The organism is Affinirhizobium capsici, from assembly GCF_977018625.1.
Genome location: NZ_CDRNXD010000002.1, coordinates 5001 through 30819 on the forward strand (window position 1 = coordinate 5001; position 25819 = coordinate 30819).

Genomic DNA, 25819 nt, shown 5'->3' on the forward strand with positions numbered 1-25819 from the left:
GCTGCGGCAGTGGGTGAGAAGGGCCTCTTCAGTCAAGGAGCTGGCGTCGCGTGCAACAACATATGCAACGCCAACCTCACCCCATTTTTCATCTGCGACGCCAACCACTGCGACTTCTGCCACACCTTCGTGGCTCAACAATGCGGCTTCGACTTCTGCCGGATACACATTCTCTCCGCCACTGATGTACATGTCTTTGAGGCGGTCAGCGATGATGTGGAAACCATCGTCATCGCAGCGAACCAAATCACCTGTGCGGAACCAGCCATCTACAAATGCAGCAGCCGTTTGATCGGGCTTGTTCCAATAGCCCTTGGAAATAGATGGACCACGAATCCAAAGTTCGCCCACTTCACCTGGCTTCACATCGCCACCCTCACTCCTGACGATCTTCACGTCGATGAGTGGTGCAGGGAAGCCTACACTGCCGTGACGGGTGGATATCGCTTGATGATCAATTGGCATATGTAGAACGGTACCAGCTTCGCTCATGCCGTAGCCATTCACGAGAGCAACGCCATCCGCGAGATAGGCTTCCACCAAAGGAGGTGGCAAAGGCGCCCCTCCGATAAAGATCGCCTTCAATCGCTTCATCCGTTGCCCTGAATATCCTGGCTGATCGCGCAGGATGGTCGCCATCTGTGGCACAGCAAAATAATGGGTGACTGCGAGATCCTCGTTATTTAAACACTCGATCGTGCGCTCGGGAAGAAAGCGATCCGACACAACCAGCGTGCCGCCCATCATCAACGTCGTCCGCGCAATCGCAACGAGACCTATCGTGTGGAAGAAGGGCAAATCGCAGAACGTAACGGCCCCCGGTGCCACCTCGCCTACTACGGAAAAATTATAGGCGGAGTAAAAAAGATTAGCCCGCGTGAGGATCACGCCCTTCGGAGCGCCTGTGGTGCCGGATGTATATAAAAGAATGGCAGGTTCTTCGCCAGTTGCAGGCAATGGCGTAGCGGGTTGTGCGGCCTTGATCAGCAGTTCGAGCGAATTATCCTCCCCGAGGTAGGTAATCGCCGCCAGTCCGGTCCGTATTTTTACGATTTCAGCCGTGACGGTATTAAACTCATCTTCATAAACCAGCAGTTTCGCATTGCAATCAGTGACAATGTCAGTCAATTCCACTGCACCTAAGCGCCAATTTAACGGCACGAATATGCAGTTTACTCTTTGACAGGCAAAGGCGAGAACGAGTTGATCAATGCTATTACGGCCAAGGGCAGCGACCGTAGTTCCGGGAAGATCATCACCTAGCAAAGTCTTCAATACAGATGCGCAACGACCTATCCGCTCGTCCATCGCGCGATAAGTAATTGACTGGCCGTTCACCAAAGAATGGGCGGCGATGCGCGTTGGAGAGATCTTTGCGCGATACGATACCGGATCTCTCGCCAATAACGTTTCAGAATAATGCTGCGCAGAAAGATCCCCACTGAACATAGACATCCTTGCCTCCTCCGATTGTGATCGCCTCCACGATCATTGTATGCAACACTTACAATCTAACTTGGCGGAAGGCAAGTCTCACGGATGGTGCTCACTGCTTGTTTCGCTTACAATCACAAGTGACCGCTGTGATCTGCTTCTTCGCATGGAATGATGGATGCCCCTAAATAACGATGCAAACGACACAATCTATCCGATGGCATCACACGATTTACCGTCGCTCGATTCAAACTGGCTCAAAGGCTTGGTTGGCTACAATCTTCGAATGGCTCATGTTGCATTGCACAGAGATTTTGCGATGAACATGGGGGCTTTTGACCTGACACAGAAGCAGCTCGCGACGCTCGAATTGATCGCCGCAAATCCTGGAGCATCCCAGGGTGACGTCGCGCAAGTTCTATCGATGGATCGCGCTACCATGATGGGCGTCATCAAGCGGTTGATGGCGAAGAACCTGATCGAGAGAAAAGCTTCCCAGACAGACCGCCGCAGACATGAGATACGCCTGACGGATCATGGGAGGCACGTGTTGAGCGAGGTGCATCAAATTATTGAGCAGCACGAGAAAGAGTTTTGCTCGGTTCTTAGCGAGGCAGAATGTGCCTCGCTGGTAGATATGTTGACGCGGCTTTATAAGCGACGCGGTTGATGGGATTTAAATCGCGCTTGCCAGGCGATCTTCAATATAGATGTCTAATAGCTTGCGAGAAACTGGGCCGGGCGTTCCGTCGCCGATTATTGAGTCGTCTACCTTGACGACGGGCGTAACAAAGGCGCCGGCGGAAGTAATGAACACCTCTGCTGCATTACGCGCTTCCTCCACCGTGAAAGCGCGCTCCTCGACGGTTAGCGCCGCCTCGCGTGCAAGTTTTAGCACCGAAGCGCGTGTGATACCATGAAGGAGGGCATTGGTTAGATGCCGCGTTACGAGGTTTCCGTCTTTCGTCACAATGTGCACGTTTGACGAACTGGCTTCGGTAATGAAGCCGTCCTCAACGAGAAACGCATCATCCGCACCCGCCCGAACAGCCTCCATCTTCATCATGGAGGAGTAGAGCAATTGCACGGTTTTGATCTGTCGGTTCGCCCAACGGCCTTCCGGCATTGTCTTTGCGGCAAGCCCCGTTTTCCACTTCGGGTTATCAAGAATGTTCTTTCGCTGGGTGAACATGACAATGCTCGGCTTCATATCAGAAGCGTAGAGAAAATCGCGATCAGCCTCTCCACGGGTAATTTGCAGATAGATCAGGCCACTATCGAGATCATTGCGCGCAATAATTTCCCTGTGGAGCGCTAGAAGCTCGGCTTCAGTCACCGGAGCCGAAATGCCCAGAGATTCCAGCGAGCGCTTGAGCCGTGCCACATGGCCAGGATAATCTATGAGCTTGCGGCCAATCACAGCGGTGACCTCGTAAATAGCATCGGCAAACAGAAACCCCCGGTCGAATACAGACACCTGAGCCTGTTCTTCAGGAACCCATTTGCCGTTAACGTAGACGATGCGGGACATTTTGTTCTCCATATCTGCAAAGGGCGGACAACCGCGTGAGACCGCCAGACGATCCCACATTTAGCAACTACATGATTCGGGCAATGAAGAGGCCAATTAGATGTTCCCCGTCTGCCTTGACGCGTGCAGTCACGGCTGGAACAAAGCAGCAGAAATGGAGAAATCACTCATGCAGAACCCGATTGCGTTTGTTTCCCGGCTAAATGAGCAAGAAGAGCTGGAATGGCTGGAAGTCTTGCGGCAACGCATGCCTGCGGAAACCATCATCTCCTTCAGACAACTTAATCCTGAGCTTAAAGCACGCATAGAGCTGGCAATCGTTGCCAATCCCGATCCAGTCGAAGTCGCGCAGCTTTCATCCCTCACCTGGATTCACAGCCTTTGGGCAGGTGTAGAACGTTTGGTCACGGAACTCGGCCCTGCCGCACCGCCCATCGTTCGTCTGGTTGATCCTGAATTGGCGCGCGTGATGGCTGAGGCCGTGCTTGCCTGGACCTATTATTTGCAACGCGACATGCCAGCCTATCGCCAACAGCAGGCCCTCAGCGAATGGAAGCCGCGACCTTATCGTCACCCCTCCACGCTTCAGATCGGCTTGCTTGGATTGGGAGAACTCGGCAAGGAATGTGCACGCAAATTGCTGGAAGCGGGATTTACTGTTCAGGGCTGGAGCGCCAGCCCAAAATCGCTGCCAGGCGTCGAGGCATTGACTGGCGAAGACGGCTTAACGAAGCTTCTGTCAACAAGCGACATCACCATCTGCCTTCTGCCCCTGACACCGGCAACACGGCACCTGCTTAATCGTCAACGGTTGTCCGTGATGCCTCAAGGCGCCTCCATCATAAACTTTGCGCGCGGAGCAATCATTGATCACGCTGCACTTGTTGATCATCTGAACGCGGGACACATTGACCATGCGGTCCTTGATGTTTTCGAGCAAGAGCCCTTGCCGCAGGCCTCCCCTCTCTGGAGTCACCCACGTATCACGGTTCTCCCGCATATTTCCGCCCCCACAACGCATGAAAGTGCAGCATCTATCGTGGCGACAAACGTTGCTCTTTGGCGAAAGACCGGTTTGCTGCCGAAAACCATCCAGCCCTCCCGCGGCTATTGACCGCAACTGACGAACTCCATGGAACCAAGTGTGTCCACTTGAGTTGCCGGGAAAAGGGTGCGGCTTAGCAGGCCTCGAAAGGGAAGAAGGTTGCGTCCTTCACCTGCGACCGCTGCCCATTTCTCGATACTCATACGGAGGTGCGCCATGGCCGATCAGGACACTGTAAAATACGAAGGGCCTGCGGGCGGTTGGGGCTCGCTTCGCGGCATCACCCGTATCTTTGGCAAGGAATGGCCAACACCGGGTGTGCTTGAAACCCTTTCGCAGCAAAACAAACCGGGTGGCTTTATGTGCACATCATGCGCATGGACAAAGCCCGCCAACCACAACGCTTTCGAATTTTGCGAAAACGGTGCGAAGGCGACGCTGTGGGAACTGACCACGCGACGCTGCACACCAGAGTTTTTCTCTAAACACACTGCAACCGAATTGAAGGAGTGGAGTGACTACGATCTGGAGCAGACTGGTCGCCTTACCCATCCGATGCGCTTCGATCACGAGTCCGATCAGTATGTCCCATGCTCCTGGGATGAGGCTTTCGAGGGCATTGGCAGAGAATTAAAAGCGCTCGACCCAAAGAGCGCGATTTTCTACGCCTCTGGTCGCGCCAGTCTGGAAACCTCCTACCTCTACGCGCTGTTCGGACGGCTCTACGGTCATAATAACCTGCCAGACAGCTCCAACATGTGCCACGAAACCACATCGGTTGCGCTTAAGAAGGTCATTGGCGCTCCAGTTGGCACCTCGATCTATGATGACTTTTCCACCTGTGATGCAATCTTCTTCTTTGGGCAAAATACGGGTTCAAACAGCCCTCGCTTCCTCCACCCCCTTCAGGATGCGGTAAAGCGTGGTTGTCGGATTGTCACCTTCAATCCCGTGCGTGAACGCGGGCTTGAGGCCATGATCAATCCTCAAAGCCCAACCGAAATGCTGACCCGCCACGAAACGAAGATCTCCAGCTACTATCTGCAGGTCAAGGCAGGCGGGGATATCGCCGCCCTCATGGGTCTCTGCAAGCATGTGCTGGCAAAAGACGATGAAGCACAGGCAGAAGGAAGGCATGTTCTCGACCGAGACTTCATCAAGCAGCATACGCATGATTTTGACAGCTTTGAGCAACTGGTTCGAGGAACGTCCTGGGATGAGATTGAGGCACATTCAGGCCTCACGCGATTGGCCCTGGAAGAGGCAGGCCAGGTTTATGTCGAGGCAGAGCGTGTCATCGGCATCTACGGCATGGGCCTCACACAGCAGGTGCATGGCTTCGATAATATCGGCATGTTCGTCAATCTCCTCCTGATGAAAGGAAACATTGGCCGGGATGGGACAGGCATCTCCCCCGTTCGCGGTCACTCGAATGTGCAGGGTCAGCGCACCGTCGGCATTTCGGAAAAGCCGGAACTCGTTCCTCTCGACAAGCTGGAAGCGATGTTTGGTTTTTCCGCACCACGCGAAAAAGGTCTCAACACTGTCGATGCCTGCCACGGCATTCTGGATGGAAGCGTCAAGGCTTTCATCGGCCTTGGTGGAAACTTTGTTCGCGCCATACCAGAACAGGAAGCCATGGAAGCTGCATGGCAGAAAATGCGCCTGACGGTTCAAATTGCCACCAAGCTCAATCGCAGCCATTTGTTTAATGGTGAAGTTGCCTATCTTCTACCCTGCCTGGGACGGTCCGAAGAGGATCTTCAGGAAAGCGGCTCGCAGATTGTAACCATCGAAGATACCTTCAGCTGCATTCACGGCTCAATCGCGCGGCGAAAGCCAGCCAGCGAACATCTGAAATCCGAACTTGCGATCGTTGCGGGCATGGCAAAAGCAACCTTGTTGCCTAATCCCAATGTACGTTGGGATGAATGGGTGGGCGATTACAGCAAGGTCCGCGACCTGATCGAGCAAACCTATCCGGATCAATTTCACGACTTCAACAAGCGCGTCTTCACGCCAGGCGGTTTCTATCGCGGCAATAGCGCCCGTGAGCGAATCTGGAAAACAGAGAGTGGTCGGGCTGAATTCACCGTTCCCAAGCAGTTATCGGCTCATGGATTTGAGGAGGCGCCTGGTCGCTATCGTCTCATTACCTTGAGAAGCAATGACCAGTTCAATACGACGGTTTACGGCTACAGCGACCGGCTTCGTGGTATCGAAGGGACACGCAGCGTGCTGTTGATGAGCCCGAAGGAAATCGACGCCGCTGGCTTGCATGCAGGTCAGGTTGTTGGTCTCGCATCCGACGCAGGGGATGGGCGCAAGCGCTATGTTGGCGGTTTAACAGTCACACCATTCGATTTGCCTGATGGATGCCTGGGCGGTTATTACCCTGAGCTAAATCCGCTTATTCCTCTCGATCATCATGACCAGGCTTCCAAGACACCAGCATCGAAAGCCGTGCCAGTGAAGATCGTGACGTAACCAAAACAGGTCCGGCATGGTCGTGACGGGAGCAATGGCCAACGCCATGGCTCCCCTTGCCGTTCAACCCATACGCTCGGAAGCGTAGCTACCCGGGCTCGGCGGGAAAACGATTGTGCGGTTACCGTTGATAAATGTGCGGTGGTGGATGTGCGCATGAATCGCCCGCGCCAGCACCTGTGCCTCAACATCGCGTCCAAGCGAAACATAATCATCCGGCGACTGGGCATGGGTGATGCGTACCGTATCCTGCTCGATGATCGGGCCTTCATCCAGGTCCGCAGTCACGTAATGGGCGGTTGCACCAATCAGCTTTACGCCGCGCTGATAGGCCTGCTTATAAGGATTTGCTCCCTTGAAGCTCGGCAGGAATGAGTGGTGAATGTTGATGATCTTACCAGACATCTTTTTGCAGAGATCGTCAGATAGAACCTGCATGTAGCGCGCAAGCACGACAAGCTCCGTGCCGGTCTGCTCAACCAGGTCCAGCAACTGGGCTTCAGCGCGGGGCTTGTTTTCCTTTGTCACCTTGATGTGGTGGAAGGGAATGTCATGGTTCACCACGACTTTCTGATAATCGAAATGGTTGGAGACGACACCAACGATATCGATGGGCAGAGCACCGATCTTCCAGCGGTAAAGCAGATCGTTCAGGCAGTGGCCAAAACGCGAAACCATCAGCAGCACTTTCATGCGCTCAGCAGAATCGTGAATTTCAGCCTGCATGTGAAATGCTTCTGCAACGGGTTTCAAGCCCTCGGCAAGGGTGTCACGATCAACACCTTGCTCTGAAATAAACGAAACGCGCATGAAGAAGCGGCCGGTATCAAAATCATCGAACTGGGAAGAGTCGACGATGTTGCAACCCTTTTCCGCAAGGTAACCCGAAAGCGCGGCAACAATGCCACGGGCAGTTGGACAGGTTACGGTGAGGACGTAATTCATCGCGCAATTCCTTCAAACGCAAAGTCAGCTATGAACACCAGGGTGCCGTCCGCCTTTTGGCGTGGAGACACAGACTTGTCGAGAGCTTGAGGAGACTTCGGCGAAGGAAACAACAAACGACACTTGATGTGGCGTGTCCAATGCTCCCCTTCCGGCTCCTGCCCTATGCTTTCGATGCTATTCGGGAAAAGGGTGGCGCCTTATCCAGATATCGGCAAGGCAGAGTGCAATCACGCCAGTTTTGGTAAGAGCCCATAATTGAAAGAAGGCTGGCCACAGCGCAGCCAGCCTTCCAATGATTGAGATCGTCCAAATCGATCAAGTGCGAACCTTGGTCGGAACGTCAACGCTAGCTTTAATAGCGTTCGAATAGGGGCAGATGCCATGCGTGATTTCGACAAGCTTTTGGGCTTCTGCCTCATCCATGCCGGGCAGGTAAACTTCCAATTCAGCCGTAATGCCAAAGCCACCTTCTGAACGCGGGCCAATTCCAACCGTCGCGTTCACGGTTGAGCCGTCTGGAACCTTGGTCTTCAACTGCTGCGCGCCGACGCGAAGTGCACCGAGATAGCAAGCGGAGTAGCCAAGAGCGAACAGCTTTTCCGGATTTGCACCGTCGCCGCCCGGGCCACCGAGTTCCTTTGGAACCACCAGCTGCAGCTCCAGCGTGCCATCCGCAAGCGAAGTCTTGCCGTCGCGTCCACCGCCAGAAGCAGTTGCACTGGTCTTGTACTTTGCATCAACAGACATAGGTCTTCTCCTCAGGGTAGGCGGAATTTCTCTCTTCCGCAATTCTATTGTGCACAATCTATGTAGCTGCCGACGTCATGTCAATGCCTTGCAATTAAATTGTGCGCCAACTATATTTTCCCTATGAAACAAGCGGACAAAATCTTGGCTCCGGACGGGCTGGACCAGATGCTTTGCTTTGCCATCTATAAGGCCGAGCAAGCTTTCAACCGCGTCTATAGGATCGCGCTAGAGCCTTTGGGCCTCACGTATCCGCAATTTCTCGCTATGCGCCTTCTTTGGCGGGAGGGAAGCCTTTCTGTGGGCGAACTCTCTGAGAAACTTGGCTTGGACTCAGGGACGGTCACTCCACTTGTCAAACGCCTGAGCGCAATGGGGCTTGTGACGAAGGCGCGCCGGGCAGATGACGAACGTCGCGTGGATATTTCATTGACCGAAGAAGGTCGCGCCCTCGAGTCAAAATCCGCTACAGCACTCGAATGCGTGTCTAACGCCCTAGCTATGGACACTGAAACTGCCGCTGAAACGCTATCCACTGTCAATCAACTGACGGCCAATCTCACAGCTTCGACAGCCCCACTGCCTCCCAATCAGAAATAGTAGCATGAAAACATGAGCGCGCCTCTCTTGTTTTTCATCTAAAATATGATTTAGAAACTCCACTTACAGACGCCGGTTGAGGGGTGAGACTTGTGGAGATTTCTATGAAAATATTCGGTGCCAAGCCAACACGAATGCACGGCGCGCGCAGGCTTGCTCTGCTTGTCGCATCAACCTGCCTCGTTCAAGTCCCCGTGTCAGCGACGGCCCAACAAGGTGAGCAAACGACTGTCTTGCCAGAAGTTCTCGTGCAGGGCTCCACTTATCAAACTGATACCACCGATAGCTATACGACCGATATGATCAGTGTGGGCGATAAGGATACGCGCTCACCGAGAGAGATTCCGCAATCAACCACAGTGCTCACACGGGAGCGCTTGAAAGACGGCAACTTTACCTCGCTCGATACCGCCCTGAAGAAAACGCCGGGTGTCGTAGTTCTTTCCAACGACGATGGGCGCTCAAGCCTCTATTCTCGCGGCTTCGAATTCGACTCTCTCTATCTCAATGGCCTGCCGACGCCTCTCTCAAGCATAAACGGCACCCAACCGGATATGGCGATTGTCGATCATGTGGAAATTCTACGGGGACCCTCCGGCCTCTTCGGCGGCACCGGCGAACCGGCTGGCGCCATCAATATGAGGTTGAAGCAAGCCTCGGATGAATACCGGGCAAGTGTAGACACCATCTATGGTTCCTTCGATAACAAACGCATCGAAGGCGACATCACAGGGCCTTTGACCGAAGGCGGCGAAGTTCGCGGGCGATTGGTGGGTGCACTCTCAGCAAAGGATGGCTTTGTCGATGGCACATGGAACAAGGTCGGTCTGTTTTACGGAACCATTCAGGCAGATATCACCGACAACACCACTGCAACCCTTTCCGTCAGTCATACGGCACGTCACATCAAGCCCTTTAATGGCCTTCCCACCCTTGCCAACGGCACACTGCTCGATCTCGATCGTTCTACCTTTACGGGGGCTGATTGGAACCGCTTCGACAATAAGGTTACGAACTATCTGGCCGAAGTGGAACATCGCTTCGATGATGGTGGCCATGCGAAGATTTCCGCGCTCTACTCAAAGGTTGATGTGAACGCTCTGTATGCCTACGCAGCCGGACCTGCCAATGCTTTCGGTGTGGTGCCGAGCGGCACCGCATGGCTGGGGCGCGACTATTCGGAAGATTCATATGCCATCGATGCACATATTAGCCGCCCCTTCGAGTTGATGGGGCTGGAGAATAATATCATCGCAGGCGTTGATGTTCGCGGTACCGATAGCACCCTTTATTCACCACGTGGGACGATTGCCGGTGCGCAACGACTGAGCGACTGGAATACAGCAGTGCGCAGGCCCACCGTCAATTGGGGAACCGCAACGAAGGCGCAGAGCGATCAGTTCGGTCTTTATGGCCAATGGCGCATCAAACCTCTCGATCAGTTGACCCTTATCGGAGGGGGCCGGTTCAGCTGGTACGATGCCAAAAGCGGTTCCAGCAAAATCAGCGAGGATAGCGAATTCACGCCCTATGCTGGCATCATCTACGATCTTAACAGCTGGCTTTCGGCCTATGGTAGCTACACGGAAATCTTTCAGCCGCAAAATGTCACTGACGTGAACGGCAATATGCTCAATCCGCGCAGCGGACGCCAATACGAGGTTGGTTTGAAGGCAGAACTCCTCGACGATGCGAATGCAACGCTTGCCTATTTCAATCTCCAGGATAAGAACCGCGCTGTAGCCGATCCCAGCAATACTGGCTTTTCCATCGCAAATGGCGAGGCCAACCTGCAAGGCGTGGAAATGGAGCTATCTGGCACCATTCTTGACCGTTGGGAAGCGACTGCTGCTTACACCTATACCGACACATCTTACAAAAACACCAACCGGGCAGCGGGTTCGGAATTCTATACACCTGAGCATATGGTGCAGCTCTGGACCAAATATACCTTCGATGACCGCTTCGCCGCGCTGGACGGCTTCTTCATCGGCGGTGGCGTGAAGGTCTTCAGTTCATTCAAGAACGTGGCGCGGACTGCCGCTGGGGGTGCGACAACCATAGAAGCGCCGGGCTATGCAGTGGTGGATCTACAGGCGGGCTATAAGTTTAATGAGCATGTGACAGCAAGCCTGACCGTATCCAATGCCTTCGACAAGACCTACTATGAGCGGGTTGGCGGCACGTCAGTCTTCAATTTTTACGGTGAACCGAGAAGCGTCATGCTTCGCGTGGGCACGACCTTCTGATGAAAGCGAGTGGGATCGCGAAAGCGGTCCCTTTTCAGCTGCCATAGGCGAACAAATCGCCGGGATTCCAGACAGACAAAACGCCTACGATGCTGAAGATGACGGATAGCGCTACGAGAACGAGGAGAAGTCCGAAAATACCTTTTCTCACCGTCATGTCCTTGTCGATAACTCTGCTAATTCAGCGGAAGAGAGAACGATGGCATTCAACTCTTCCTCATGCGGCGCAATTTAGAGTGTCCCAGAACCTCATTCAACCCGGCGTATGAAATGAAATGCTCGAAAAGCAAATGTTGAAAAATCCCGCCCCGCCTGAGAAAGCGGGACGGGCAGTCAGTCACCTTAGAAAGGCGACTCGGGGAAGTAGTAGTTCTTGGAGTTGTCCTTGGTGATCAAGGTCGCATCGAGCGTGTAGGTGCCGTGAACTGGAACCTGATCGTAAATGGCGGCAGCCGTCAGTTCCATGGCCGTGCCGACCATTGATGGCGGATAGAGCACATTGACCGGCACCATCTTGTCGCCGTCCATGACCTTCTTGATCATGTCCTTTGAGCCTGCGCCACCGATGACATACTTGATATCCGTTCGCTTTGCCTGTTCGATAGCCTGCAGAACGCCCACAGCCATGTCGTCGTCCTGGCACCAGACAACATCGATCTTCGGGTATTTGGTTAGATAGTCCTGCATCACCCGGAAAGCGTCGTCACGGTTCCAGTTGCCGAACTGGCGATCGAGAACCTTCACCTTCGAACCTGCAATACCCTTGTCGAAACCATCCTGACGCTGCTGGTCAATCGGGATCGGTAGACCACGGATGACCACGACCTGTGCTTCCGGCGTATTGGCCTTTATATATTGTCCGGCGACTTCTCCAAGCGCTGGATTATTGCCCGCGACGTAGAGGTCGCGAACCGAATTGTCGTTGCTGGAAGGCGCACGATCCACGATGGAGACGAAGGTGCCCTTCCCCTTCACTTCCTTGATCGCGTTGACCAGCGGATCTGGGTCAGTCGGCAGAATGACAAGCGCATCGATGCCTTGTATCTCCAGGTCCTGAATCGCATTTGCTTGCGTTGCCGGGTCTGGTGAGGTCTTCACCACGACCTTGAGGCCCGGATGCTCCTTCATTAGCAGGTCCGCTACGCGATTGGCGTGATAGACCACACCCGCCGTCCAACCGTGATCTGCCGCCGGAATGGAAACACCGATGGTTTTTGTATCTTGCGCCAGGGCCTGAGCAGCCCCCAGCATTCCCGCCACGGCGATGGCGAGCCCAAATGCCTTTTTCATGTCATCCTCCCAATGATGCGAAAGGTCTTGATTTTACCTGCGCCGGGCGACCCTCAGGCCCGGCAGGTCAGCTTCTGCGCGCCAGCGACCGCTGTACGAGCATGGCAACGATGATGATCGTGCCCTGGATGGCGCCGATCAGATATTCGGAAATGAAATTGGACAGCAGCATGATATTGCCGACCAGTTCCAGGATGAAAGCTCCGCAAATTGTGCCCCACACACGACCTGCGCCACCCTTCAACGCTGTTCCACCGACAACGACAGCGGTAATGGCCTGAAGTTCCCAGAGAATGCCAGTGGTGGCCGAAGTGGAGCCTAGGCGCGGCACATAAAGAAGCACAGCAATCGCAACACAAAGGCCTTGGATAACGAAGGCAATCATGCGCACGCGGTCCACACCGATGCCGGAGTAGCGCGCGACATCACGGTTTGAACCGACGGCCGTGACATGGCGCCCGTAGCGTGTGCGATAAAGAATGAATGCCGCCACAAGCGTCACCGCTAGGATGACCAGAATTGGAACCGGAACGCCAAGGATGGAGCCAAAATAGACGGGTCGATAAAGCGTTTGCTGCTCGGCGGATTTTAAGGTGATTGCCCCGCCCTGCGAAAGCCAGGTCGTCAAGCCGCGATAGATTCCCATCGTTCCAAGCGTAGCGATAAAGGGTTCGATCCGCCCAACCGTGGTGATCAACCCATTTGCAAGACCACAGAGCGAACCGACGATAACCGTTAACGCCACTGCCGCCGCCAGCATGAGCGAAGGATCGGCAATAGCGCCGGAATTCATAAAGAGGATCATGAGACTGGCGACAAAGGCGACCATTGAGCCAACCGACAAGTCGAGATCGCCGGCTGAAATCACGAAAGTCGCGCCAACGGCGATAATGGCTATAAAGGCAGACCGGGTCGCGACATTGGCCAGATTGGCAATGCTGATGAAGTTCGGATTGACCAGCGCTCCGATAATCAAGAGCAGAGCAAGTGCCGCAAAAGGCGCGACTGCCCGAAGGTCGATTTCCCGCCAGCTCCGCTGTCTTCTCACCTGCGGAGTGAACTCGGTTTCCACGGTCATGATCCCCTCTTCCCTGCTGCCGAATGCATCATTTTTGTCTGCGTCCCTGCTGCTATCGGCGTAGTTGCGGCTTTGCTTAATCCTGCTGCATAGCGCATGATTACTTGCTCATTCACGTCCTCACCTTCCAGCATGCCCACAATGCGCCCCTCACGCATCACGGCGACGCGGGTGCACAGGCCGATGATCTCCGTCATCTCGGAAGAGACGACGATGATCGACCGCCCCTCACGTGCGAGTGCTGCAATGAAGTGATAGATTTGCTGCTTGGTTCCAACGTCGATACCGCGCGTCGGCTCATCGATGATGATGATGCCGGGTTCAAGCTCCATGATCTTGGCCAGAAGCAGCTTCTGCTGATTTCCGCCAGACATGCGCCCTGCCCGAACATTCTCGTCCCTCACACGAATATCGAAGCGGCGCCTGGCTCTTTGTACTGCCTGAGCTTCACTGCGCGTATCGAGATAACCATGGCGCACGTGCTGCCCGATGGATTGCAGCGTCAGGTTCACCGCCATGCCTTCACCAAGCAGCAAACCGCAGCCTTTGCGATCCTTGGTCATATAGGCAAGACCCTGTTGAGCCGCGGCGTGAAAGTCAGACGAGGAAATCGAGCGTCCACGAATTTGCACCGCGCCGGAAAGTCTAGGCTTTAAACCTGCGACTGCTTCCATCAGTTCGGTACGTCCGGACCCGATCAAGCCGGAAAAGCCCAAGACCTCCCCACGACGCAGCTCGAAGCTTGCATCCTTGACATAGCCCGTGGTCAAACCTTCGACAGAAAGAACAACCTCTTCATCGACATTCGGCTCGTGCTTGGAAGGGTAGAGGGTGGACAATTCGCGACCCACCATGAGCTGCGCGATGGCTTCGCCGTCCAGAAGCTTTGTGGGCGCTGTCTTCACCCATTGGCCGTCTCGCAACACCGTAACCCGATCGGTGAGCTCCATGACCTCGTCAAGTTTATGCGAAACGAATACGAAACTTGTACCCGTAGCGCGCAACCGCCGCACTTGGGCAAACAGAATATCGGTTTCCTGGCGGGAAAGAACGGCAGTCGGTTCATCCATAAAAATAACGCGGGCTTCTCTCGATATCGCCTTGGCGATCTCCACCATCTGCTTTTCAGCGACAGTGAGAGAGCTAATAAGCGCATCTTCATGGATCGGCGTGCCAAGCTGATCGAGGATCAGCCGGGTTTTGCGCTTCATTAGGCGCTTGTCCAAAATTCCAAACCGCGTAATTTCACGGCCCAGAAACAAACTTTCACTGACTGTCAGGTGGTCGGCGAGGTTGAACTCCTGATGGATCAGGACAACGCCCAATGCTTCAGCTGCACCGTTCGCGGGCATAGTGACGGGTGAGCCGTCCAACAAAATTCGCCCAGACGTAGGTTGTTCAAAGCCGGAAAGGATTTTGACGAGCGTTGACTTACCCGCCCCGTTCTCACCCATGAGGGCGTGAACTTCTCCGGGCTGAACTTCAAAATCCACGCTGAAGAGGACCTGAACTTCACCAAATGATTTGGAAACGCGCTCAGCCGCAAGAACAGGCGCTTGCGCACCGTCAGTAACCCCGCTCATAATGCCCTCCCGACGGCTCCTCAACCGCCTTATATGAGCAGTATGTAAACCTTTACATGAGTGATGTAAAGGTTTACATCGTTATATATCCGATTTTTGTTGAAGCAGTTCCGTTGGCACAAACTTGCGCTATAAGGGTGGGAAACGGATGGAACCCAGCAAGCGATGACAAGTCCTGCAACAATTGAAGATGTGGCGCGTCTTGCAGAAGTGTCTATCGCAACTGTCAGTCGTGCAATTCACTATCCCGAGAAGGTTGCAAAATCGACGCGGCAGCGGGTGAACCAGGCTATCGCCATCACCGGCTACACCACGAATGCAATGGCCCGTTCGCTCCGTATGGGCCGCTCCAACATGATTCTGGTTTTGGCGCCCGATATCAGCGACCCGAATTTTTCGTCGATCCTGATTGGATTGGAAAACGAGGCTCGCGCCAATGGCTACGGTGTGCTGATCGGGCATACGCAAAACGATGCGGATCGGGCGCTTGAATACTTAAAATTTGTCAGCTCCGGTCAGGCAGCTGGCCTTGTTCTTTTTACAGGCCATCAACCGTTTGGCGAGGATGCAACGATTGAACGTTTGCCGCCCGCAGTGGCCGTGTTCGAGCCTATGTTCAACAGCAGCTTGTCTTTTGTGGGCGTGGACGATCAGGCGGGTGGCCGAAAGGCGGCGGAACATCTGCTGGCGGCAGGGCATCGCCGAATTGCCTTCATCGGAGATAGCAAGACCCGCCTTGCCTATCAAAGGCGTCGCCAAGGCTATGAGGCCGCGATGGATGCCGCTCGTATTCCCTCTCAGCAAAGAATGATTCTTGGCGGCGATGGGACAACCGAAAGCGGACGTTTGGGTATGGAGCAGCTATTCATGCGCGATACTTTGCCGACTGCCTTTATGTGCGTGAACGACGCAACTGCCATTGGCGTTGTTAACGGCTTGATTGCACGCGGCTACGACGTTCCGCGCGAATTTTCGGTCATTGGTTTTGATGACATTCCGCAGGCGACGTATGTTAAACCCGCGCTCACGACGATCAGGCAACCCCGTAGCACGATTGGCAAAAAAGCCATGTCACTGCTGCTGGCAAGCCTGGAGGATCACCAAGCTCCGCCTCAGGAGCTTTTGATCCTGCCAGACCTCATTGTAAGAGGCTCTGTGAGCTGATGCTCAACGTGATCCGCGAAACGAGCCTTCGTTCATCTCGCTTGGATCATGATGAACCGGAATCTCCTTATCCGGCCCTTTCTGCCCGGGCGGAATTTTATGAGCCGTTCCATCCTCTGATCCGGTGATTACGGTGGGCTTTGCGCTTGCAACGCCGGACGCCTTCGGATCAGCCTGTGATTGAGCGAACTGGCCTTTGGCATCAGCTTCAACATTGCTCTTTGAGTGAGACATCTGAGTTCTCCCTTGGTTAGTTGTCAAACCTGGGAAGTTCATTAGGGTTCCAGCTTCTTTCAAGGCTCCTTGCTCAGGTCTGTCTGCCGATTGGAATAAACGATCATCGGCCCATAGCCGCCATGGCCAGACGTATCGCTTCGCCCCGTTGTACTCTCAAACAAACCCGCTCCCCGGCCTCCATCCAGGAAAAGTGCGTTTGGGCAGTGAAGCGCCGTCTGAAACACAGAGGCGAAATCAGCGAAATTTACCGCATCGTCGCTCACCAGGAAGCTCACCTGATTGCCTTCGCACACCCCCACGCCGCTGCGCCTGCGCTTGTCGGTTGAATTGGAAATAAAGATGGAATTTATCTTACCGTCGATCACCAGCATGGGACCTGATTGGGTCGCAAAAACCACGTCCGGTTTGGTCGCGGCAAATTGCCCCGTCGACAAGATGCCTGCCCCTTTCGCTGTCAAATAAAATACGCCATTCGGCTGTTTGTAGAAATTCGGAACTGCCCCGCCACCACCTTCAACTTTGCGAAGATTAAGTGGTGTCAGCACTTTGCCCTCCTCGACGTAGAGACCAACGGGCGAAAAGTTAGCGTCATACATGCCAGCGTTCAGAGCAAAAACGAGCTTTCGATCTCGTCCCGCCAGATCATCCGCCAACCGGGAAAAGTCTCTGAAACTTTCGCCCTTCGGGTCACGCCAGGCCAAACCCAAACCACCACTTGGCAAGGGGACGCGGCAATGGGTGTAGCGATTGCCCTCAACAACAAGGGCCTGACAAACCTCGTCCCGTTCCTCCTCGGCTGCTGCATGCGTGAAGCCAGGATACGTTTCAATTAGAAGAAATAGTACGACAATCTGCCACCAGAGATTTTGTCTCATTCTTCCCCCCTTTGAAATCGCAGTTTCACAGCCTATAAGCGCCCGAACCCTTGCGGCGCGCAATGCTTGTATCTTATACGCGCATTGTGGTGCCGAACCGAAAAAGCAAGCCAATATGCTCACAAAAAAAGGAAAATACGGCCTGAAGGCGCTCATCCATCTTGCACAGTTGGAGAGCGGCCAAACGGCATTTGTTGCGGATATTGCAACGAAGAATAATATTTCGAAGAAGTTCCTCGATACCATTCTGCTTGAGCTTCGCAATGCTGGCCTTTTGCGCTCCAAAAAGGGGCCGGGCGGTGGGTACGCGCTGTCAAAATCAGCTCAGGACATCTACATAGGGGAGGCAATTCGTGTTCTTGACGGACCGCTTGCGCCCATTCGTTGCGCCAGTAAAACAGCGTTCGAGCCTTGCGAAGATTGCGAGCATCCAGAAGATTGTCAGGTGCGTGCTGCTATGACAGATGTTCGCGACGCAATGGCGACAATTCTCGACAATATGACATTGCAGGAATTCGCCAGAAAAGGCGCAGCAGGCGCATTGCCGAAAAATTCCGAAGTGTTTTTCGCCCAACATGATGGGTAGATGCAGCGGACCATACTGCGCGCATAAAACGAAACTACGCCGCACCCTTTGGGCGGAAATACCTTTCTGCAAATCTGTTCGCTAGCGGATTGCGCGGATGAATAGCGCTGCCATCAATCACTTCAAGCTTCCCAGCGCGGTTGAGCGTGTGCAGCTTGTGACCCGGCCAATCCGAACCACCTGGCCTCAAGGAGCTGATAAGGCTCTGGGAAAATCCGACCTCGTCCAAACGGTCCACCTTCATCAGGTTCAGGCCAGTGCCATACCCATTCCGACAATCCTGTACAGGACGGAATAGCTGCCCATTTCGTTGGATGAGGTTTCCGGCAGGTCGGGCAAATCGATCGTCAACAAGGATGGGATTGTGGGGATGGGGAAGCCATGGGCCGAAGAGATCATCGGATGACCAGATAGCGAGCGTATCAGAGTATCCACCAAAGGCGGGACGCACCACGGCAAACATCCACAGACGTCCTGCATGACGTGTCAGCGTCACATCGGCAGCTTCCACGCCCTCTATAAGGGTGGCGCATGCCTCCCAGTGGAGCGGAAAATCCACGGCGCGGTATAGCGTTACCTTTCCGCTCAGGGATGATTCGGGGATCATGTAGAGTTGATCTCCCTCCTGCCACAGAAAGGGGTAGGAAAGGTGCCAAGCCTCCTCCAGAACAGGCATAAGGGGTCCCGGTTGGCCGTTTTCGTTAAAGATGCAGTACGAGATGATGCCTTTGTTCGTCTTGTACGGCAGCTCCTCCACGAAAAGGCAGGTTTTCCCTTGCCAAACTATCGGTACCGGGTCAGCCAAAAATCGCCCCGCTAGCGCCGGTAAAATGCTCCAGCGCTCTCCCCCGAGGTCATGCCGGGCCAGCACATCATTATTCTCTTCGCTAAATCGCCAGCCCACCCGCCAGTAAGGCGCGTCACAGCATAGCTTATAAAGTGCCTTGGCTGCGGCGGCAGCCACACTCTTCGTGGTGCGAAGCGCAATTTTTGAGGCTGAGATAGATCTTGGAGCAGGCAAGGACCCAACTTCGACCGAAGAATAGCCTGTTCTCGTCGCTCTGGTTTGGACGGATTTCGCGAGCAGAAGCATGGTGCGTGACCACACGGCTTCCATGGCACCGGCATGCCCATCTGCGGCTTCCAATGACGCACAGCCACAAGAACAAACAGTCTCTCTACCGTCTTCAGAAACCTCTACAACAGAGATCTCTGGCGTTCCGTGGAAAAAGAGGGCCGCTGAAAGCCCCTGTTCCCCTCGCGCACCATTGAAACGTGGTTGTAGTACTCGGAAACGGCCCTCAAGCTGTTCACCGGCAGATCGTAAATCAAGCACGATTTCCGCGTGATTCAAATCGGCCTTATCGCATAGAGAAATACTCTTGGTGTCGATAATCTCAGTCCAGCTATCAACGCGACCACGCCCGAGAACCAGCCTTTCCAAATCCAGCAGAAGTTGAAGGCTGCGATCCCGCCCCGATCCATCGCAGCCGAAAATCAGAACCTCAGTCGCGCCGCTGGCAATAAGATAATCGCGGAGCGCCAAGACCCAACGAGACAACACAGCCCGCTCGATCATAATGGCGATACGGCCTTGTACCCTGGGGAGGCCTTCCATCACTGGACCTCCGGAGACTTATCGCCGAGGATAAGGTGCCGGTAGCTGTCGACCATCGTTTCCAGCGAGTAGCGGGCAGAGAGCAGCCGCCCTGCTTCCGACAGGGCTGCGTATCTCCCGGGATCGCGCAACAATTGCTGTATTCGCTCGGCGAAAACTCTTGAATCGGTTACATCAACAAACTCAGCGCAAGAGACGCCATCGACAGCCAAAACCTCTTTCAAGACTGGCAATGGGCTACAAATCGTCGGCACGCCCGCCTGTGCAGCCTCCACCGCTGCAAGTCCAAAGGTTTCCGCAGCGCTTGGAAAGACGAATACATCAAGACAACGCAGGAAATCTCCGATCCGGGCAGCATTCATTTCGCCGGAAAAGTGAACACGCTCAGCCACATGAAGGCGCTGCGCCTGCGCCTGCAAACGCTCCTTATCTGGCCCCTGCCCCGCAATCGCGAGATGGAGGCCAGGCAGCAAGGGCAGAGTGGCAATGGCAAGCTCAATTCGCTTCAGTGGATGCAGGCGAGCAACTGTACCGATCAGGGTTCCAGGTGTCGGCAATTGAAACTTCTGCCGTGCCTCAGCTTTGGTTAAGGTGGAGTGTCTCGTCGCAAACCCATGCTCGATGTAAACCAAGCGCTGTCTGTATCGCGCTGGGTGTGTCTGATAATCTCGTAGGGTTGCCTTTGAATTGACAGTCATTGCATCGTACGTGCCTAAAAGACCGAGCCATTTGTCAATTTGCCGAACGAATGGCTTGATTGTCGCTGGTGCTGAGACATGATTGGCAATAATGCGCGGCACCTTCAAAAGCCGTCCAATCGGCGCGGTAACAATATTACCGTAATGCTGAAAGGGCAGAAGAACGTCCGGCTTGATGTTGCGGATCAAGCGAACAGTGTTCCAGATGAATTTCGCAATCTCCAAAGGTGTCTTGGGTGCTCGCTCTGCTGCGAAATGCGCATTCGGGAACTCGTCACAGCCCGCGGTTTTCCGATAGAGGAAGAGGTGATGCACCTCAAATTCTGGCCCAGCCTCTGTCGTGTAGCCACTCAACCGCTCGCCGAGAAGTCGGGAAATTTCCTGTGCCCCGGCAAGTTCAGCTTGCGTTTGCACAAATAACAATTTTCTAGGGCGACTTCGGTTGGCGACTGGCTTTTGCATCTACCCAAACTTTGCTTGTCACGCGACACTTGAGCTTGCCTTATTGCAGTCAAAGCTGAAATTTAGCTTTAACGCACATTTTGCTTCATCGCGGAGCTTGGTGCATCCAAAGCGCCAGATTGTATTGCAGCTCCCAACACCACGCCTGCGAAAGCCAGAAGAGAGGCAAGCGCCAAGGGTGCAAAATAGGCTTCCTCCTGAAAAAGGCCGTTGGTCACAACCCACAGGATGGCAAAGCCGAGACCGGCGTGAAGGGGATGACCGGTATAATCTGCAAGCTTCACAAGATGCCGCGCAATCCAGATGTAGCAACCGATAACAAGCACTGCGGAAAGGCCCATCTGGTAGAGCAGCACGCCTACCGAACTCTCAACGGGAAAAGGCGTGTAACCCAACGACTGAGCCTCTGACCAGTCAATCGTATCGAACAAGGGAGACAAGTTACCGCCAGCCCCAATGCCATGGCCGAGTGGATTGCTCAAGAATTCCCGCAGACCCGACATGAGCCCTAGGACGTGGAAGTCGCCGATCTGTCGTCCGACAACAATGCCAAGCACTGCAAAAGCGCAAGCCGCGATGCAGTGCAGACCAAGTGCCACGCGTCCGCCAAACAGTAAAAAGACGCAAAAGCTCACAGAAGCCATGAATACCGTCAAAACTGCTCCCTTCACACTGCACAGCATCAGCAGCAAAAGCAGAAGCGTCGCTTGAAGTATACGTCCGCGGAAGAGAGCAAACATGGCGAAAAGCGCCACACTGTAAGCGAAGCTGATAGCGTGCATGTTCGGCCCGAACAGGCGCATGACACGGATGCCGATATCCTCCAAAATGGGTGAATTGAAGAACGTGATGCGGAACGTATCGGTTAGGCCCGTTGCAACAATGCCGGTTTCTCGCGCCGATTTATCAAGCGCCAAAGACATCCAATTCGCGGCCCCAGTCAGATTCCAATAGGAGACTGAATTGGTGACTTCCAGCCAGAAATCCCGGTAGACGAATTCCACGAAGCCGCACATCATGGCAAGCATTCCAAGCCCAGCAAGCGGCGGACCGAGACGCACGGGATGGATGGCCAATAAGGTTATGCTGATCTGAAAAAGCAGCAGCGGCATGGCGACATTGCGCAGGTTGACCACAGCGGCCATGCCATAAAGCGTAAAACCGAGCACGAAATACAACCCGACCAAAACCAGCGCGATCATCGTCCATTTCAGGAATCGCACCAGCATCGTCGGCAAGGGTCTGTAACGCGTGCATGTTAGCACTGCCACTGTGAGCCAAGTGATACAGACAGTGAAGAAATTATATGCCCTGATCATGTCGAACTCGGTGTCGGACGCAATGTAGCCGCTCAACAGGGATACGATCAGGTTCTGAAACATAAACGAAAAGAGAATGACGATGAGCGTCATTCCAGGCATCAGGATAGCTGTGGCCGAAACCAGAACGAAAGCGAGCAAAATGCCGAGCACCGGCGAGACGATGTGACCTATTAACGGAACCGCGACGATAAAGGCGGCATAGGCAATGGCGCCTGCACCGGAGAGAGCGGCGCCGAAATGCTGCTGCAGCAGCACTGCCTTCTCGCCATGTGGTGACGCCGCAATATCCAAACCAGATTCCGTTCATTCCTAGAGGGCTGCAATGCTCTCTGCCCTCTTTCACTAGAAATTAGAATATGCACATAACCGATTGGTTAACTCGGGATTTATCTCTCGAGCGTATCTGTATTTCTTCGACTGAGCTGAAGCGATGAGGAAACTGGATGTCCGCTTGGGATAGGCCGCGTGGACGGCGCGAACCTTCACCTGCGCCGACCACACAAGGCAGTTTGCTGGCCTGGATGCCTGCCGCTGCAAATCAGGACGAAAAGCCTGCGTACCGTTACCAGAGCTATTTCGATGTATCTACACTCGCAAGCTTCGTTGTCAGTCGCCTGCGCATCATTCTGTTGCTCAGCCTCGTCTTGATGGTCGTTCTAACAGCCTTATTCCTCACAATATCCTTTCCTTTCAAAGCCTCTGCAATCGTCTTCGTCGATCCGCGTGATCAAAAAGTGACCCTCCAGGAAGAGGTAATGCCAGCGATTGGAAGCGATGCCGCCGTGCTGGAAAGCATGGTGCAAATCGTGCGCTCCGACGGTTTCCTCATCGATTTGATGCGCAAGCTGAACATGCTGGACGGCGCGGATTGGACCGGCACGCCAAAACAGCTGGAGCTATTAGGCAAGCTACGCAAACAGATTGTGATCGAGCGCATGGGCGCGACCTATCTTGTCAACGTTTCCTATCTCGGCTCAACGGGCGAAGAAGCAGCCCGCATTGCCAATGAAGTCGCAAATGCATTCGCTGCCCAACAGAACGGGCAGAGAAGCAGCGCAACGGAAGCTGCGTCTAAAGCGCTTGCCGACCGACTGGTGGACATCCGGCAGAAGTTGAATAGCTCTGAAGAGGCTGTTGCCCGCTTCAAAGCAGATAACAATATCGTTTATGTCGATCAGCAAAACACCGTACAGATGCGCCAGTTGACGGATCTTACGCAGCAACTGGCTGCCATTCGTAACGCCACGGGCGAGGCCCAAGCGCGTTATAACGAAAGCGCCTCAACCGGCACCCTCACTCGCTCCACAAATCAGGGGACTGAAGAAAGCGAGCAGCTTGCTTTTCTGCGCCGACAACTCGCGCAGTTGGAACAGATTAAGGCACAGCAAATGCAAAATCTGGGGGCGCGGCATCCGAGGTTGCAGGAAACGCAGCGGATGATCCAAGGGGTTACAGCTGAAATAAGTCGTCAATCGCAACGAATGGTTGGCCAGCTTCGCTCGGAGCGAGACATCAATGTATCGAAGCAGGAAGAGTTGCAAAAACAGATTGATGACTTGAGCGCGCGCATCGCCAAGACCGAACAAACCAAGGTGAAGTTGGCTTCATTGGAGCGTGAAGCCGCTGCTGATCGTGAAATTTATGAACAGCTTCTCAGCCGCAACAAGGCCACCTATGAGCTATCGTTCATCCCGACCGATAATGTTCGCGTCGTTTCTCCAGCAGTTGTTCCTGTGAAATCGACACGGCCTCCACTCAGCCTGCTGCTGCCTGTTTTGGCAATCCTCAGCCTCATCATTGCTTTGGCACTGGTCATTCTTGGCAATATAGACAGTCTGCGCCGCAGGGCATGAGCACTCCTTTCTATGATCAACAGGCGGCAGACGTGACGGGCACCAAAATCGAAACTGCAGCCACAGGACGAAGGGCTAAGATCTGGCGGTTGCTGCATCGCTTCGACCTCGTCAGCATGTCCGGCGCTGTCGGCATAAAAGTGGTTATGGTTGCGCTTAACTTCCTGTTGATTACGCTCGCGGCACGATCCCTGTCGACCGAGGCTTTCGGACAGTACTCGGTTTTATTCTCAGCGACTGGCTTGCTCTACATTTTCGCGACCGGTGGCCAAGAACTATTCGTCGTGCGCAGTTGGAGCGAGTTTTTCGCGAACCGCGACGAACCGCACCTGAAGGGTGCAATCCTCTTTACCACTGGCGTCGCGGTCATCGGCTCTTTGCTGGCCGCTGCCGTGTTCTTACTCTGGACACCAGGGCAAATTGGCCATGAAGAGGTCTTTGCCGCCCTCGCCTATCTCATCCTGATGGGATGGCTTCAAATTGCTTTGCATGCCGTCAGAACGGAACTTGGCGTTTTCAAAGCCGATGGACTGACCACCATCATGAGCAACAGCGCGCCCATCTTGTATCTCGTCTTGTGCCTCTTGACCGGTGAAGCAGCCACCATTGCCGGTCTTTTTGTAACCCTGGCACTGGGAAGCGCACTATCTCTCTCCATTGAAGTCACGCTGGCCCTTCGGCAAATCAGACAGAAGTTTCCTGAGCTTTCGTTGATCAAAGCCAATTATGCGTTGCGTACATGGGTCGCGCGATCAACGAAGTTCTGGCTCTCCAGTGCGCTTGAAGCTGTCAATCAGTACGTTGATGTGATTGTCATTTCTTATGTTCTAGACCCGGCAGCGGCAGGGGCATATTTCGTTACGGTGCGCCTGTCCAATTTGTTTGGCGCAGCAGCCGATGCGATCAATATATTCACGATCAGGCATCTACCCGGCCTGCTCTTTCGAAAAGATGCTGAGGCAATAGATCGCACCCTCAACAACGTCGCCTGGCTTACCTTGAGCCTCATTGTCATCGGAATGCTGGGTATTTCGGTTGGCGGTTATTTCGTCCTCGGCTTCCTGAATTCGGAATATGTGCACTATTTCGGGGCGCTTCTGGTTCTTTGTATTGGAACATGCGCTCTTGCCGCTGCCAGAACCTCTGCAATCACGTTAATGCTCACCGGTCATGAGGGGCTATATCTTGCGATCACCGCGATTTTCACTCCCATTCGCGTTCTCGGTGTTATTCTCGTTGCACCTCATTTTGGCGTGATGGGTGCAGTAACGGTGACAGCGATCTGCTTTTTTGCTCAGGCCGTTGTTCTGCGTGCAAAAGCAGCGATGTACGCTGGTTTCGATCCTTCAATTTTTCGTCTTCTTAAAATCAAAGTCCAATAGACGAAACCTATTGGTTCAAGGGTGCCTGCAGTTACGCTCCAATCCACTTGCGGAACGTGCTCGTATGCGACACATATCGTATCTGGGCGCTATGGGAGGCTGGGAATGGAGCAGGTGAAATATTCGGCACCCGCCCGTGCGTTGCACTGGATCGTGGGCTTTCTTGTCCTACTGACATGGCCGCTCGGATATCTCATCAAATTCACGGATCAAAGCGTAAAGCTAGATTTTTATCTTCTACATGAATCCTTTGGGTTCATGGTCTTCTGGTTCATGCTTGTCCGGGCTCTGGTCAAGCTAGTTTCAAGACAGCCGTCAAAGGTATCAGGCTGGGAGGGCGCTCTCGCGCGTACTGTCCATCTGCTGCTTTATGCCTCTTTGGTTTTGATGCCGCTTTCCGGCTTCCTTGCTACCAACGCTCATGGGTTTCCGCTTAAGTGGTTCGGGCTGTTACCGATCTGGAGCCCGATTGGCAAGGACGCTAACATTGCGCCGCTTTTTTCGACCGCCCATGAATGGATAGGGTGGATCATTCTCGCGCTGTTTGCGTTACATGTGTCCGGGGTCCTTTTTCATCACCTCGTTAAGCGCGACAACACATTGTATAAAATGCTTTGAGGGGGGTCATCG

23 protein-coding genes (1 of these 23 running past the window's edge) are annotated in these 25819 nt (G+C 54.0%); 10 read left to right on the forward strand and 13 right to left on the reverse strand.

The genetic code is table 11. The annotated features are described in order from the left end of the window. Positions 1-1449, reverse strand: partial view of an AMP-binding protein gene (locus AC0JZ1_RS00105; RefSeq protein WP_471880887.1) — the 5' portion only. The gene continues 108 nt to the left of window position 1, outside the view; the window shows 1449 of its 1557 coding nt (coding positions 1-1449); it begins with the start codon at positions 1447-1449; its stop codon lies off the left edge, out of view. A 163-nt stretch (positions 1450-1612) separates the two neighbouring features. Between AC0JZ1_RS00105 and AC0JZ1_RS00110 the strand changes: the two genes are divergently transcribed. Continuing rightward, the gene (locus AC0JZ1_RS00110) at positions 1613-2104 is read left to right on the forward strand and encodes a MarR family winged helix-turn-helix transcriptional regulator (RefSeq protein WP_471880411.1); all 492 of its coding nucleotides are present in this window, start codon (positions 1613-1615) and stop codon (positions 2102-2104) included. Between the two features lie 6 nt (positions 2105-2110). On the opposite strand, the gene AC0JZ1_RS00115 is transcribed toward AC0JZ1_RS00110, so the two are convergent. Beyond that, positions 2111-2965 (reverse strand): D-amino-acid transaminase, encoded by an 855-nt coding sequence (locus AC0JZ1_RS00115; RefSeq protein WP_471880412.1) that lies wholly within the window; start codon positions 2963-2965, stop codon positions 2111-2113. A 169-nt stretch (positions 2966-3134) separates the two neighbouring features. On the opposite strand from AC0JZ1_RS00115, the gene AC0JZ1_RS00120 reads away from it, so the two are divergent. Together AC0JZ1_RS00120 and AC0JZ1_RS00125 are read left to right on the forward strand one after the other, a co-directional pair. Next, positions 3135-4079, forward strand: coding sequence for a 2-hydroxyacid dehydrogenase (locus AC0JZ1_RS00120; RefSeq protein ID WP_471880413.1), 945 nt, complete (start codon positions 3135-3137; stop codon positions 4077-4079). Between the two features lie 147 nt (positions 4080-4226). Beyond that, positions 4227-6497, forward strand: a complete 2271-nt coding sequence (locus AC0JZ1_RS00125) for an FdhF/YdeP family oxidoreductase (RefSeq protein ID WP_471880414.1) — start codon at positions 4227-4229, stop codon at positions 6495-6497. A gap of 63 nt (positions 6498-6560) precedes the next feature. Here the strand turns inward: AC0JZ1_RS00125 and purU are convergent, their stop codons facing one another. Together purU and AC0JZ1_RS00135 are read right to left on the reverse strand one after the other, a co-directional pair. Next, on the reverse strand, positions 6561-7442 hold the full coding sequence (purU, locus tag AC0JZ1_RS00130; RefSeq protein WP_471880415.1) for a formyltetrahydrofolate deformylase: 882 nt from the start codon (positions 7440-7442) through the stop codon (positions 6561-6563). A 318-nt stretch (positions 7443-7760) separates the two neighbouring features. After that, complete coding sequence (locus tag AC0JZ1_RS00135) at positions 7761-8192, reverse strand: organic hydroperoxide resistance protein (protein WP_471880416.1); 432 nt, start codon at positions 8190-8192, stop codon at positions 7761-7763. 144 nt (positions 8193-8336) lie between these two features. Between AC0JZ1_RS00135 and AC0JZ1_RS00140 the strand changes: the two genes are divergently transcribed. Then, the gene (locus AC0JZ1_RS00140; protein ID WP_471880417.1) at positions 8337-8792 is read left to right on the forward strand and encodes a MarR family winged helix-turn-helix transcriptional regulator; all 456 of its coding nucleotides are present in this window, start codon (positions 8337-8339) and stop codon (positions 8790-8792) included. A gap of 104 nt (positions 8793-8896) precedes the next feature. Then, positions 8897-11041, forward strand: coding sequence for a TonB-dependent siderophore receptor (locus AC0JZ1_RS00145; protein WP_471880418.1), 2145 nt, complete (start codon positions 8897-8899; stop codon positions 11039-11041). A gap of 34 nt (positions 11042-11075) precedes the next feature. On the opposite strand, the gene AC0JZ1_RS00150 is transcribed toward AC0JZ1_RS00145, so the two are convergent. The 4 genes from AC0JZ1_RS00150 to AC0JZ1_RS00165 all read right to left on the reverse strand — a co-directional run bounded on the left by AC0JZ1_RS00150 (position 11076) and on the right by AC0JZ1_RS00165 (position 14992). Then, positions 11076-11198, reverse strand: a complete 123-nt coding sequence (locus AC0JZ1_RS00150) for a hypothetical protein (RefSeq protein ID WP_471880419.1) — start codon at positions 11196-11198, stop codon at positions 11076-11078. Positions 11199-11383: 185 nt separating this feature from the next. After that, positions 11384-12331: a substrate-binding domain-containing protein gene (locus AC0JZ1_RS00155; protein ID WP_471880420.1), complete on the reverse strand. Its 948-nt coding sequence runs from the start codon at positions 12329-12331 to the stop codon at positions 11384-11386. Between the two features lie 67 nt (positions 12332-12398). Continuing rightward, positions 12399-13409, reverse strand: coding sequence for an ABC transporter permease (locus AC0JZ1_RS00160; RefSeq protein WP_471880421.1), 1011 nt, complete (start codon positions 13407-13409; stop codon positions 12399-12401). Beyond that, positions 13406-14992, reverse strand: a complete 1587-nt coding sequence (locus AC0JZ1_RS00165; RefSeq protein WP_471880422.1) for a sugar ABC transporter ATP-binding protein — start codon at positions 14990-14992, stop codon at positions 13406-13408. The genes AC0JZ1_RS00160 and AC0JZ1_RS00165 overlap by 4 nt, the downstream gene beginning before the upstream one ends. A gap of 165 nt (positions 14993-15157) precedes the next feature. Between AC0JZ1_RS00165 and AC0JZ1_RS00170 the strand changes: the two genes are divergently transcribed. Next, on the forward strand, positions 15158-16156 hold the full coding sequence (locus AC0JZ1_RS00170; RefSeq protein WP_471880423.1) for a LacI family DNA-binding transcriptional regulator: 999 nt from the start codon (positions 15158-15160) through the stop codon (positions 16154-16156). A 3-nt stretch (positions 16157-16159) separates the two neighbouring features. Here the strand turns inward: AC0JZ1_RS00170 and AC0JZ1_RS00175 are convergent, their stop codons facing one another. Then, positions 16160-16390: a hypothetical protein gene (locus AC0JZ1_RS00175; protein ID WP_471880424.1), complete on the reverse strand. Its 231-nt coding sequence runs from the start codon at positions 16388-16390 to the stop codon at positions 16160-16162. Between the two features lie 59 nt (positions 16391-16449). After that, positions 16450-17268, reverse strand: coding sequence for a phosphodiester glycosidase family protein (locus AC0JZ1_RS00180; protein ID WP_471880425.1), 819 nt, complete (start codon positions 17266-17268; stop codon positions 16450-16452). Positions 17269-17383: 115 nt separating this feature from the next. Here AC0JZ1_RS00180 and AC0JZ1_RS00185 point away from each other — a divergent pair, with 115 nt between their 5' ends. Next, positions 17384-17854, forward strand: a complete 471-nt coding sequence (locus tag AC0JZ1_RS00185) for an RrF2 family transcriptional regulator (protein ID WP_471880426.1) — start codon at positions 17384-17386, stop codon at positions 17852-17854. Between the two features lie 34 nt (positions 17855-17888). Here the strand turns inward: AC0JZ1_RS00185 and AC0JZ1_RS00190 are convergent, their stop codons facing one another. The 3 genes from AC0JZ1_RS00190 to AC0JZ1_RS00200 all read right to left on the reverse strand — a co-directional run bounded on the left by AC0JZ1_RS00190 (position 17889) and on the right by AC0JZ1_RS00200 (position 22245). After that, positions 17889-19472 carry a glucosamine inositolphosphorylceramide transferase family protein gene (locus AC0JZ1_RS00190; RefSeq protein ID WP_471880427.1) on the reverse strand — a complete coding sequence of 528 codons (1584 nt, stop codon included), beginning with the start codon at positions 19470-19472 and terminating at the stop codon, positions 17889-17891. Further along, a complete protein-coding gene (locus tag AC0JZ1_RS00195; RefSeq protein ID WP_471880428.1) occupies positions 19472-20584 on the reverse strand; it encodes a glycosyltransferase family 4 protein in 1113 nt (370 codons plus the stop codon). Before AC0JZ1_RS00195 ends, AC0JZ1_RS00190 begins: the two co-directional genes overlap by 1 nt. Positions 20585-20700: 116 nt before the next feature. After that, positions 20701-22245: a hypothetical protein gene (locus tag AC0JZ1_RS00200; RefSeq protein ID WP_471880429.1), complete on the reverse strand. Its 1545-nt coding sequence runs from the start codon at positions 22243-22245 to the stop codon at positions 20701-20703. Positions 22246-22397: 152 nt separating this feature from the next. On the opposite strand from AC0JZ1_RS00200, the gene AC0JZ1_RS00205 reads away from it, so the two are divergent. The 3 genes from AC0JZ1_RS00205 to AC0JZ1_RS00215 all read left to right on the forward strand — a co-directional run bounded on the left by AC0JZ1_RS00205 (position 22398) and on the right by AC0JZ1_RS00215 (position 25807). Then, positions 22398-23807 (forward strand): GumC family protein, encoded by a 1410-nt coding sequence (locus AC0JZ1_RS00205; protein WP_471880430.1) that lies wholly within the window; start codon positions 22398-22400, stop codon positions 23805-23807. Continuing rightward, positions 23804-25189: a lipopolysaccharide biosynthesis protein gene (locus AC0JZ1_RS00210; protein ID WP_471880431.1), complete on the forward strand. Its 1386-nt coding sequence runs from the start codon at positions 23804-23806 to the stop codon at positions 25187-25189. The genes AC0JZ1_RS00205 and AC0JZ1_RS00210 overlap by 4 nt, the downstream gene beginning before the upstream one ends. 105 nt (positions 25190-25294) lie before the next feature. Then, complete coding sequence (locus AC0JZ1_RS00215) at positions 25295-25807, forward strand: cytochrome b (RefSeq protein WP_471880432.1); 513 nt, start codon at positions 25295-25297, stop codon at positions 25805-25807. The last annotated feature ends 12 nt before the right edge of the window (positions 25808-25819 follow it).